The 11252-nt window shown below is 71.7% G+C and carries 10 protein-coding genes and 3 pseudogenes; 5 read left to right on the top strand and 8 right to left on the bottom strand.

The window, feature by feature from the left end:
- Positions 1-323: 323 nt before the first annotated feature.
- Both ACIBEC_RS43205 and ACIBEC_RS43200 read left to right on the top strand, forming a co-directional pair.
- Positions 324-512, top strand: a pseudogene (locus ACIBEC_RS43205) (transposase domain-containing protein); the annotation flags it as partial.
- Positions 512-964: pseudogene (locus ACIBEC_RS43200) on the top strand (transposase family protein); the annotation flags it as partial. The pseudogenes ACIBEC_RS43205 and ACIBEC_RS43200, both read left to right, overlap by 1 nt.
- On the opposite strand, the pseudogene ACIBEC_RS43195 reads toward ACIBEC_RS43200, so the two are convergent.
- The 3 genes and pseudogenes from ACIBEC_RS43195 to ACIBEC_RS43185 form a co-directional block, all read right to left on the bottom strand.
- Positions 950-1563: pseudogene (locus ACIBEC_RS43195) on the bottom strand (transposase); the annotation flags it as partial. The pseudogenes ACIBEC_RS43200 and ACIBEC_RS43195 sit on opposite strands and share 15 nt — an antisense overlap.
- 149 nt (positions 1564-1712) lie before the next feature.
- Positions 1713-2390 carry an NUDIX domain-containing protein gene (locus ACIBEC_RS43190; RefSeq protein ID WP_360507853.1) on the bottom strand — a complete coding sequence of 226 codons (678 nt, stop codon included), beginning with the start codon at positions 2388-2390 and terminating at the stop codon, positions 1713-1715.
- Positions 2387-2770, bottom strand: coding sequence for a DUF4406 domain-containing protein (locus tag ACIBEC_RS43185; protein WP_360507851.1), 384 nt, complete (start codon positions 2768-2770; stop codon positions 2387-2389). Before ACIBEC_RS43185 ends, ACIBEC_RS43190 begins: the two co-directional genes overlap by 4 nt.
- A gap of 49 nt (positions 2771-2819) precedes the next feature.
- Between ACIBEC_RS43185 and ACIBEC_RS43180 the strand changes: the two genes are divergently transcribed.
- The 3 genes from ACIBEC_RS43180 (at position 2820) to ACIBEC_RS43170 (ending at position 6013) form a co-directional block, all read left to right on the top strand.
- Entirely contained in the window at positions 2820-3578 is a 759-nt protein-coding gene (locus tag ACIBEC_RS43180; protein ID WP_360507848.1) for a DeoR/GlpR family DNA-binding transcription regulator, read from the top strand.
- A gap of 471 nt (positions 3579-4049) precedes the next feature.
- Entirely contained in the window at positions 4050-5378 is a 1329-nt protein-coding gene (locus ACIBEC_RS43175; protein ID WP_360507845.1) for an IS5 family transposase, read from the top strand.
- Complete coding sequence (locus ACIBEC_RS43170) at positions 5375-6013, top strand: helicase associated domain-containing protein (protein WP_360507842.1); 639 nt, start codon at positions 5375-5377, stop codon at positions 6011-6013. The genes ACIBEC_RS43175 and ACIBEC_RS43170 overlap by 4 nt, the downstream gene beginning before the upstream one ends.
- 520 nt (positions 6014-6533) lie before the next feature.
- On the opposite strand, the gene ACIBEC_RS43165 is transcribed toward ACIBEC_RS43170, so the two are convergent.
- From ACIBEC_RS43165 to ACIBEC_RS43145, 5 genes are all read right to left on the bottom strand, one after another.
- Positions 6534-7130 (bottom strand): SRPBCC family protein, encoded by a 597-nt coding sequence (locus tag ACIBEC_RS43165; protein ID WP_360507839.1) that lies wholly within the window; start codon positions 7128-7130, stop codon positions 6534-6536.
- Between the two features lie 71 nt (positions 7131-7201).
- Positions 7202-8548 carry a carotenoid oxygenase family protein gene (locus ACIBEC_RS43160; RefSeq protein WP_360507836.1) on the bottom strand — a complete coding sequence of 449 codons (1347 nt, stop codon included), beginning with the start codon at positions 8546-8548 and terminating at the stop codon, positions 7202-7204.
- A 78-nt stretch (positions 8549-8626) separates the two neighbouring features.
- Positions 8627-9067, bottom strand: coding sequence for an SRPBCC family protein (locus ACIBEC_RS43155; protein ID WP_360507833.1), 441 nt, complete (start codon positions 9065-9067; stop codon positions 8627-8629).
- Between the two features lie 52 nt (positions 9068-9119).
- The gene (locus ACIBEC_RS43150; RefSeq protein ID WP_360507830.1) at positions 9120-10553 is read right to left on the bottom strand and encodes an MFS transporter; all 1434 of its coding nucleotides are present in this window, start codon (positions 10551-10553) and stop codon (positions 9120-9122) included.
- Positions 10554-10622: 69 nt separating this feature from the next.
- A complete protein-coding gene (locus ACIBEC_RS43145; RefSeq protein ID WP_360507827.1) occupies positions 10623-11078 on the bottom strand; it encodes an SRPBCC family protein in 456 nt (151 codons plus the stop codon).
- Positions 11079-11252: the final 174 nt, after the last annotated feature.

The following is an 11252-nucleotide window of genomic DNA, read 5'->3' as shown; positions in this document are numbered from 1 at the left end:
ACGGGCGCGAGCAGCCCACTCTCACCGGCCCGCTATCAGGTCCGCTTCCCTGTCCACCGCCTGCCGCCCCACCGCGCGCTGCCGGGGTGGCCAAGGCCGTTCCGCCGCCTCTTACGCCGTCGCCTTTGGCGGGGGGCCGGCCGGTCGGCGGGGGGAGCGGGCGGTGAGGCGATGCATCGCGACCCGCTACGAGAAGACCGCCACGATCTACCTGGCCGGACTCCACATCGCCGGCATCTCCCTCTGGTCCGCCAGATGATCCAAACGAGACCGCCTAGTACCAATGCCGGTGACTTTGTGGTCTGTGTGTCGTTGGTTGTGGTGTGGCGAGGGTGGGGCAGGTCAAGTCGTGTGCGGGTGAGCGGTTGTCGGATCGGATTGCGATCGGGGTGCTGACGCAGGCGTTTCCGCCGGGTCTGGTCGATGAGGTGATCGCAAAGACCGGGCGGGGTGAGAAGCGCAGTCGTCTGCTGTCGGCGCGGGTGGTGGTGTACTTCGTGCTGGCGATGTGTACGTCCTGGTCGACGGAACCCTCGCCGAGTGCGACCGTGTCGGCGACGGACGCGTCGACTACTCCGGCAAGCATCGCCGCCACGGCGTGAACCTGCAGGTCATCACCGGTCCGGCCGGCGGGCTGGTGTGGATCTCCCGCGCTCTGCCCGGCCGCACGCACGACCTGACCGCCGCGCGCACCCACCGCATCGTGAAGACCTGTGTCCGACTTCGGATCCCGGTCCTGGCCGACATGGCGTACACCGGTGCCGGCGGAACGTTCGCAATGCCGGCCAGACGCCCGCCCCGGAACGAACTCACTGTCGGGCAGAGATCGCTGAACCGGGCCCACGCCCGCCTCCGCTACCCCGTCGAACGTGGCGTGGCCACCGTCAAGCGCTGGAAGGTCTTCCGCCGCGCACGCTGCAGCCCGAACTGGTTGACGTCAGCAGCCAAGGCCGTCCTCACCTAGAGCTGCATCGCTGAAAAGGCTCAGTGCCAGCAGCCCGACCGCGTCGGCAGCCTTCTCATCAAGCTGTCGCTCAGGCAGGCGGCCGAGCAGGTTGAGCGCGTCGGTGGCCAGGGCGTCGACCAGGCCGGCGCGGGCCTGCTCGTCGTTCCAGGCGATGCGGGGCTTGCCCGCATCGGCGTAGTCGTGCGCGGTGCACCAGGTGGCGGCCACGCGCTCGGCCCCGGGCACATCGCGGATCACGCGGCGGATTGCGGCGACGAGTTGGGTGACGGTGTCCTGGGTTGCCACCGCGTCGTCCAGCACGGTGGAGTCCAGTGCCCGCCGGCGTTTGCCCTTGAGTACGCCGGTGGCTGCCACGACCCCCTTGACCTTGGCGAACAGCCGCATCGGATCCCCGGATCGTTGCAGGCGGCGCCGGATGGGGTCAGCAGGGACGCGTCGAATGCGGTGTCGTTGAGGCCGAGACCGCAGGCGGCCTTCCACCGCAGGTCGCAGCGCAGTTCCTGGACCGTCACGAAGTCCGACAGGCCGTGCAGGCTCTGCAGCACCACCGTCGCGGCCAGGACCTGCGGCGGCATACTCGGCCGCCCGTTCGCCGACGTGCTCTCGGATTTCGGCCGGGGTTGTTCTTCGTTCCCCCTGCGGTCGAAAGTTCAACGGTGGTCGGAGCCGCGCGCCTTCGGAGGGTCCGGGCAGGGTCGCCCTTGTGTCTGGAGCGGGGCTGACCGGGGCGAGGCGGGGTGCGCTGTCAGCGGTCGCCGGTTACGGGGGCGAAGGGTCCGTCCAGGGCTGCCCATTGCAAGAGCAGGATGGTCTTGCCGTCGGTGATGCGTCCGTCGCGGGTCATGGCGAGGGCTTGGGTGAAGGGTAGTTCGAGGACCTCGATGTCTTCGCCGTCTTCTTCGAGTCCGCCGCCGGTCCCGGTTCGGTCGGCCGGGGTGTAGGGGGCGGCGAAGAGGTGGAGGCGTTCGGTGACGGAGCCGGGGCTCATGTAGGTGTCGAGGACGTGGGTGAGTGGGCCGAGGGTGACGCCGAGTTCCTCTGTGCTCTCGCGTCGGACGGCGCTCTGGGGGTCGTCCGCGTCGAGGAGTCCGGCGGCGGCTTCGATGAGCATGCCGTCCGGGTGGTCGTTGACGTAGGCCGGGAAGCGGAACTGGCGGGTGAGCAGGACCTTGCGGCGTTCGGTGTCGTAGGGCAGGACGGCCGCGCCGTTGCCGCGGTCGTAGGTCCCGCGCTGCTGGGTGACGGTGCGTCCGTCGCGGCGGCGGTAGTCGAAGGTGGTGCGGCGCAGGACATGCCAGCCCTGGGAGGTGAGTTCGACATCGCGGATCACGACGTCGGGGTTGCGGGCCAGGTCCCGTCCGGCGCGGTCGAGGTCGGTGCGGCCGCGGTGGTCGGGGGTATCGATGCCGGGGCGGGTCTTCACGCGGTCTCCTGCGGGGTGCGGTGCGGGATGTCGTTCACGTCGTGGTAGACGGGCAGGCCGCGGCGGCGGGCGATGGCGACGTCCTGATCGGCCCCGGTGGAGTCACCGGGGAGCCGGAGCACGGCGTCGCAGTGGGCCAGCAGGCGCTCCGCGGTCGGGTAGAGAACCTGGTCGGCAAGGGGATCGGTGAGGCCCGCACCGGCCGAACGCAGGACGGGCAGGGCGACCCACTCCCCGATCATGGGGACGTGGCCGGCGGCGAACACCGGCCATGCTGCTGCTTCGAGGCGGGCGAGGTTGGCGGCCATAGCCTGCGGGTCGCCATCGGTGCCGGAGCGGTAGGGCCCGGCGATGAGGATGAGCATCGGCTTGTCGGTCATGGTGCGCTACAGTACACGCAGAAACGTGCAAGAACAGGAGAGAATGCGGATGCTGGCTGCCGAGAGGCGTGACCACCTGCTGGGCCTTCTCGCCCGCGAGGGCAAGATCGTCGCCAAGGACGTCGCTGCCGACGTGGGCATCTCCGAGGACAGCGTGCGCCGCGACCTGCGCGACCTCGCCGCCGAGGGGCTGTGCCAACGGGTCTACGGCGGCGCGCTGCCCGTCTCCCCGGCCGTCGTGGACTACACGGCCCGCCGGGCCGTCACCCCCGACGGCAAGCGGAAGGTCGCCGCCGCGGCCGCCGCGCTCGTGCGGCCCGGCAGCGCCCTGATCCTGGACGGCGGCACCACTGCCCTCGCCGTCGCCCACGCGCTCCCGGCGGACCTGGCGTGCACCGTGATCACCCACAGTCCAACGATCGCGGTCGCTCTGTTGGAGCATCCGCAGGTTGAGGTCTTCCTGCTCGGCGGCCGCGTCTTCAAGCACTCGGCGGTCGCCTCTGGCGCCGCCGCGGTAGAGGCCGCCCAGAACGTCTCGGCCGACCTTTGCCTGCTCGGCGTCACTGGCGTTCACCCGGAGGCGGGACTGACCACCGGCGACGCCGAGGAGGCCGCGATGAAGCGCGCCCTGGCCGCACGGGCCGCAGACACCTACATCCTGGCCTCCTCCGAGAAGATCGGCACAGCCTCCCGGTTCCGTGTCCTGCCCTGGGAGGAGATCAGCGGACTCATTACCGACGCCGACCCCCACCACGCAGTCGTCGAGCAACTCACAGAGCGCGGCGTGGAGGTCCTGGCAGCCGACTGAAAGCCACGGACCGACCGGGGGACCGCAGGAGAATCAGGGCACTGCCCCGCCAGCGTGATCTCGCTGACGCGGTGGGCGGCGGCGACATCTCTGCGGAGTTGGCCTTCACCTCACGGATGACACCCATTCTCTACGAGAAGCTGCAGGGAAGTCCCCGCCGCGTCAAGCGCTCATCAGCGACATGCGGGTGCGCCAGTCCGTCGCCGGCTGTGGCGGGTCGGTGGTTCGCTGGTGGGTCTTGTTGGCGGGCTGAGGGTTTATGGGTTGGTTGAGAAGGACCGGGCCGGGGTCTGTAAAAAGAACGGCTCTTAGAAGCGATTACCAAACCGTGTGACACGGCTGCCGTTCGAACTCTTGCGCGCATCACCCTTGTTCAAGTGAAAGCTTGTTGGCGCACGCATAGGAAAAGGGCCTCCTGCACAGCTCGGTGATGTCGAGTCAACCGAGAACCAGGAGTTGTCCCACTGTGGCGTGTCCGCCCCGCTCGCGTCCAACTCCGGCGTGTCGCCGTGCGACTGCCTCGCCCACCGCTTGGGCAACGCCGCCGACCAGCCCGACCGAACCCGCCGCTATGGCTCCGACCTCACCGACGCCGAATGGGCCCTGGTCCGACCGCTGCTGCCGGTTCCAGCCTGGATGAACGGACGCGGCGGACGCCCGGAGGGCTACTGCCACCGCCAGATGTTGGACGCGGTGCGCTACTTGGCCGCCGAGGGTACGCGCTGGGCCAGCCTGCCCGCCGACTTCCCCAAGTGGCGCGCGGTGTACCGGTTCTTCCGCCGCTGGCGCGACAACGACTTCATCAAGGAGCTCTACAGCCGCCTGCGCACGATGCTGCGCGCCCTGACCGGGAAGAAGGAGGAACCGACCGCGGCGATCATCGACTCGCAGTCGGTGAAGGCCGACGCCACCGTCGGCGCCGCCACCCGCGGCTACGACACCGGAAAGAAGATCAACGGCCGTAAGAGGCACATCGCCGTCGACACGCTCGGCCTGCTGCTGGTCGTGATGGTCACCGCCGCCTCGGTCAAGGACAACGACGCCGGCCGCGACCTGCTCACGCGTCTGCGGGCCCGGTACCGGGCCGTCACCTTGGTCTGGGCCGATGGCGGCTACACCGGCTGGCTGGTCACCTACGCCCACGCCGCGCTCGCCTTGGCCCTGACCATCATCAAGCGCCCCGACGACGTCACCGGGTTCGTCGTGCTGCCGCGCCGCTGGGTCGTGGAGCGCAGTTTCTCCTGGCTGATCCGGGCCCGGCGCCTGGCCCGCGACTACGAGACCCGCGAGGGCATCGACGTGGCCGCCGTCGACGCCGTCTGCTTCGCCGACCCCAAGAGCTCGGTCATCGACATCGTCCAGGCGGTGGGCCGCGCGCTGCGCCAGTCCTACCGCCAGGGCAAAGTGTCCTGGGTCATCATCCCCGTCTACCTCCCGACACCCGCGGTCGGCGACGACACCGCCACCGCCGACCCAGCCGAAGTCACACGCCGACGAGGCCGTGAAGGCCGAAGCCGACGCCGAGATCGGAGCCTCCAGCTTCCGCACGATCTGGCGCGTCCTGCGCGTCCTGCGCGTCCTGCGCGCCCTCGCCGCCCACGACGCCCGGGTGGTCGGCCGGATCACCGAGTTGCGCGCGAGCCGCTCGCAGGGCACCGCGCACACCACCGCAGCCACGCCGACCGAGGGCGAGGCCGTCTCGGCCGGGGATGGCGAGCAGCAGCCGGCCCCGGCCGAGTCGCCGATCGAGTGGCTGCGGATCAACGCGAAGCAGCACGGCGCGGATCCTCCAGACCGTGAAGCTGCGGGCGTTCAACCCGCGCGCCGTGGAGTGGCAGCGCATGCACGCGGTCGCGGCGGTCTTCCACCTCCAGCACGGCCACCTCGACCCCACCGACAAGACCAAGCATGCCGAGCTGATCTCCTGGCTCGCCCGCCAGCGCCACCTCTACGGCCAGGGCCTGCTCGACGCCGCCCGGATCTCGGAGCTGGACGCGCTCGGCATGATCTGGTCAAAGAACGCCAACGCCTGGGAACGCGGGGCCGCCTACGCCGCCGCGTTCCACCACCAGCACGGCCACCTCGCCATCCCCGCCACCGCGAAGCTGGACGACTACGCGGTGGGCGCCTGGATGCGCCGCCAGCGTAAGGCCGACAACCTCACCGGTGACCAGGCCGCGAAGCTGGACGCGCTGGACGAGCTGTGGCGCCTGGAGCACTGGAACCGCTCCTATTGCCGCATGCTCGCCTACCTCGCCGCCGGCGGCACCCTCGACGGCCCCGCCAACCGCACCGGCGGCGAAGCCGACCCGGCCTTCCGGCCCGGCACCTGGCTACGCAAGCCGGACAAGGCCCGCACTGACGGCAAGCTGACCGAGCAGCAGACCGCGCTCCTGGAAGCCCTCCACCGGCACGCCGAGACCGTCACCGGCTGACCCACCCCGCACCGCCCCCGCCGTCTCGCCCCAGGACGGCCCACTTCCCGGAGGAGACGAAGGACCACACCTACTACCCAGTCGCCCAGGGTCTCCTGGTACGCCCAGTGGGAATGCGCCGCCTGCCGCGACGACGGCGACGCGCTGTTCGAGGACGGCACCCTGGTCGACGCCGACCACGACTGCGACCGTCATGGGTGGAGCGGACCCGCGTCGCTCTGCGGCTGCTCCGCCGCACTCCCCTGCCATGAGGTCGGCAGGGTGGCTGGGCAGCGGAGCGATGGGGTGCGGGGCTGCGCGAGGGGTCGGGGCGCCCAGAGTCGAGCAGGTGCGTACCGGCACCAAGAGTCCGCAGGGGCTGGAAGTCTTCGTGGCAGTGAAGGTCCTGCGCCCGGGGGTGCCCCTCGGCAGCCCATGGTGTGGCGAGTCCGGCCGCGGCCCGAGAGGCGGGGCTGGCGCCGGCAGCGCCTCGGCCCGGACCGGGCGGCTGCCGGTCCGGGCCGAGGAAGGGGCTGGCGGGTTAGCGGGGGGCCTGTGCCTCGGCCTCGTGCTTGAGGTTGGTGACCCAATGGTGGAGGGAGCTGTCGAGGGCCGCTTGGAGCACGGCTTGGTTTGCCGTGACCGGCTCGCCGGTCCAGGACTCCTCGGTGTGGACGAGGACGCCGTCGCGGGTGGGGGTGAAGGTCCAGACGTGGACGGCGGTGATGCCCTGGGCGGGACCGCCCCACACGAGGCGCTTGCCGGGGACGACCTGCTTGACGGTGGAGGTGATGTCGAGGCCTTCGGTGCTCCAGCGGAACACCGAGCCGGGGCGCAGACGGCCGGGGGTTTCCTTGGTCATGCTCTCGACGTTCGGCTGCCAGGCGGGCCAGTTCCGGACGTCGGTCTGGATGTTCCAGGTGGTGCGCAGCGGGGCGTGGATGAGGATCTCGGTGCGGGTGATGACGGGGGCCTGCTGGTCTATCTGCACGTCGCCCGGGCGCTTCGCGCTCGCCCGGGCCGTCGCGGTGGGGCGGTCCGTGGTGAGGGCGGAGGCGGAGGTGGAGGTGGTCACCAGGAGTGCGCCGGTGACGGCCACGCTGACGGCCGCGGTTTTGACTGTGGTGAGCGTGCGCAAGTCTGTGCTCTTTCGTGGGAGGTGTGGGTCTGCTGGGCGCGTCCCCGGGGCGGTGGCCGTCCCGGGGTTCGTCACAGGGTGCCGTCGGGGATCCAGGAGCCGTGGATGCCGGCGGTCACCCGTCGCGGGAGGTGGACGGTGGCGATCCGGTCGAGGCCGGCGGCGTCCAGGACGAGCAGTTGGGAGGCGTCCTGCTTGAGGTCGGAGACCACGGTCAGTAGGTAGCCGTCGTCCTCCCGGGTGCCACCGGCCGCGGGCACGAACACCGCCTCGCTGGGTAGCCGGGCGTCGCCGGCCTGGTGGATCCGCCGCTCCCCGGTGCTGCGGTCGTACTTGACGATGCCGTAGCCGCCGAAGCCGTCCTGATCGGGGAAGGAGATCGCGTACTGGTAGCGGTTCTCCAGGCCGAGGTAGTCCTCGTTGAGCGTGGGGAACTCGATGGGCAGGTCGTCGATCACGAGCTCCTGCACCCGGCCGGCGGCCAGGTCGACGATCCACCGGCGGTTGTAGGAGCGGGTGTTGGGCTCGCTGCCGCGGCCGGGGGCGCCGACCCACCAGTTCCACGACAGCTGGAAGCCCTCGCGGTCGACGGTCGGGCCCTCCAGGACGATGCGGCCGTCGGCGTCCTCGTAGGCGTTGGCGACGTGCAGCATGTTTCCCGGCTCGATCGGGAACCAGCGGACGGCGGCGGCGCCCTGCGGCCCGCGCGGCATGACGCCGATCCGGGCGGGTTGTGCGTCCTGCCAGGAGTACGGGATGCCGGAGTGCTCGGCGGGGTCGAAGGTGACGGTGCCCTCAACGAAGACCACGTGGTTGCGGGTGACGGCGAAGTCGTGCTTCAGGGAGGCGGTGGCGCCGGGGATCTCGGCGCTGTGGGTGATGTGCCCGTCGGCGTGCGCGACGTGGTACACCATGAACGGCGGGAAGGGCGAGGAGCCGAAGAAGTGCAGCTCGCCGGTGAGCGGGTCGCTCTTGGGGTGCGCGGTCATCGCGCTGCGCAGCTTGCCGTCGAAGTCGAACGGGCCGACCGTCTCCAGGTCCTTGGTGAGTTCGAAGGGGAAGTTGGCCTCGCACAGGGCGAGCAGTCGGCCGCCGTGCTCGATCACGTGGGTGCCGGCGGTGGAGGCGGTCAGGTCCGGGCCGTTCTCGGTCATGTACGGGGCGCCGTCCAGCGCGGGGGTGCGCACCCAGCGGTTGCGGTACCACTCGGCGCGGCCCTCGCGCAGCCGGACGCCGTGCACCATGCCGCTGCCCTTGAACCAGTGGGCGGGGGTGACGCCGGGCTTCGGGTTGTGGCTGTTGCGGACCAGGCGACCGGTCAGTTCGGGCGGCAGGGTGCCCTCGACGGTCAGCTCGGTGGCGGTCAGCTCGTCGGCGATCGGGGTGTAGTGGCCGGTCAGGAAGGGTTTGTCGGTCATGGTCGGTTCCTCAGGGTCTCGGCGCGGTGGTGTGGGGGAGCGGGCTGGGCGGCGCGGCGATCGGCGCGTGGCGGTGCGTCAGGCACGCTGTTCGGCGCGGTTCTTCAGGCAGGTGAGCCAGTTCTCCAGGGAGGTGCGCAGGGCGGCGCCGAGCTGGTCGGCGTCGGCCTCCACGGGGGCGCCGCTCCAGGACTCCTCGGTGCGCACGAGCACCCGGTCGCCGGTGCGCTCGAAGGTCCACACGTGAACGCCGTCGATGCCGTGAGCGGGGCCGCCCCAGACGATCCGGGCGCCGGGTACCAGCTCGTGGATGGTGGAGGTGATGTCCAGCCCGTGGGTGCGCCAGGTGAACGTGGTGCCCTCGGCGAGCGGGCCGTCCAGGCGGGCTTGGTCGATGTCGGTGTTCCACACCGGCCAGTCGCCGATGCCGGTGTGCAGGGCCCACACCCGGTCCAGCGGGGCGTCGATCTCGGTGGACAGGCGGACGATGACGGGCGCGGCCTCGTCGATGGTGGTCATGGCGGTGTTCCTTTCGGTCGGTGTGCCGGGGGGTCGGTGGTGGATCGGGTGGTCAGTGCCGGCCGGGCACGACGCTCCGGGGAGCGGGATCCGGGGTGGTGGCGGCGGTGCGTCGGGTCAGGCGGGCCGCGAGCAGGGCGGTGGCGGCCAGGACGGCGGCGCAGGCGGCGAAGGCGGTGCGGTAGCCGGAGGTCAGTGCCTCCAGGTGGGGCTGGTGGTCGGTGGCGTGCGCGGTGACGGTTCCTGCGACGGTCGCGAGGACCGCGAGCCCGACGGCGCCGCCCACCTGGCGGGTGGTGTTGACCAGCCCGCCCGCCAGGCCCGCGTCCGCCCCGGCGACGCCCTCGACGGACAGGGCGGTCAGCTGCACGAACGCGATGCTGAGTCCGATTCCGACGAGGACACTGGGGCCGAGGACGTCGGTCGGGAAGCCGCCGTGGGCGCTGATGCGGGAGAGCCACAGCATCCCGGCCGCCTCGGTCAGCAGGGCCCCGACCGCCACGGCCCGGTTGCCGACCCGCCGGGCAAGGGCGGGGGCGAGGGCGGCACCGGCCATGTTGGCGACCGCGAGGGGGAGTTGGCCGAGCCCGGTGGCCAGCGAGTCTTCGCCGAGGACCTGCTGCTGGTAGAGCGGAAGGAAGTAGAACAGGGCGATCCACGTCGAGCCGAACAGGGCCATCAGGAGGTTTCCGGCCGCCACGTTCCCGCGGGCGAACAGGCGCGGGGGAACCAGCGGGGCCGGGACGCCGCGCTCGATCCGGAGGAAGAGCAGCGCGAGTGCGGCGGCGGCGACGAGCGCGGCGAGGACCCGGGTGTCGGTCCAGCCGGCCCGGCGGGCCGTGGTCAGACCCCACACCAGGGCGGTCAGGGCCAGGGCGCTGGCAGCGGTTCCGGCGAGGTCGAAGCCGGCCCTGTCCGCGGGGGCGGCGGACGGGACGAGCATGACCGTCGTCGCCAGGACCGCGACCGTACCGATTGCCACGGCGTGGAAGATCCAGGGCCAGCCCCATGCCTGGGTGAGGAGCCCCCCGAGGACCACTCCCGCCGCACCCCCCGCACCGGAGACCGCGCCCCAGACCGCGAGTGCCCTGTTACGGCCGGGGCCCGGCGGACGGAGGCCCATGGCCAGGGCGAGGGCGGCGGGGGCGATCGCCGCCGCACCGGCGCCCTGGGCGGCGCGGGCGGCGATGAGGACACCGGGCGAGGAGGCCAGCGCGGCGGTGGCGGAGGCGGCCCCGAACGTGCCCAGACCGACGAGCAGCACCCGGCGCCGGCCCAGCAGGTCGGCGGCGCGCCCGCCGGCCAGCAGCAGCGCGCCGAAGGCCAGGCCGTAAGCGTTGACCACCCAGGTGGTGGCGGTGTCGGAAAGGCCGACGCCGTCACGGATCTGCGGCAGCGCGACGTTGACGATGGAGGTGGCGAGCATGACGGTGAACTGGCCGGCGGCCAGTACCGCGAGGACGGCGCCGGGAGGCGGTTTGCGCATGCGAAGTCCTTGACGAGCCGGGGTGGGACGGGGAAGGCGGCGGCGTTCCGCGCCTGGCGGGTGCGGCGCTCAGCGCGGGGCGCGTTCGGCGGCGGACTTCAGGTGGAGGAGCCACTGGAGCAGGGACTGGTCGAGCGCTTGCCCGATGCCTGCGGGGTCGGCCCGTACGGGCGCGCCGTCCCAGGACTCCTCCGTGGCGACGAGGGTCGCTCCCGCCCGAGGCGTGAGCGTCCACTGATGGATGGCGGTGACGCCCTGGGACGGGCCGCCCCACAGGATCAGGCGGGGTGCCTCGAGCGCGTACACCGTGGAGGTGATGTCCAGCCCGGCGGTCCGCCAGTGGAACACCGCGCCCGGCGCCAACGGGGTCAGCGCCCGGGCCTCGGTGATGTCCGGCTGCCAGGACGGCCAGTCGGGAACGGAGGTCAGCAGGTCCCAGACAGCGGTGGCCGAGGCACTGATCGGCAGTTCACGACGGGCGATCACCGGAGCGGCCCGGTCGATCCCCGAGGGCGTGTTCTTCATGGGATCGAGTCTCGTCCGACCGGCCCCGCTCCCTCATCGGCGAAAGTCACCTAGGCGACTGCCTAATCCCCGCGTAGACGGCTACCGAGACCGGCGGCGGCACCGGGCCCCGCACGACCCGCCGGGCCGCACCGGCTCTGAAGGCCCTCGTTCCTTTCCCGCCGCCCGCCCGGG

This window comes from Kitasatospora sp. NPDC051164 (assembly GCF_044455625.1).
Taxonomy (GTDB): Bacteria; Actinomycetota; Actinomycetes; order Streptomycetales; family Streptomycetaceae; genus Kitasatospora.
This window is presented reverse-complemented; position numbering and strand designations above follow the sequence as displayed.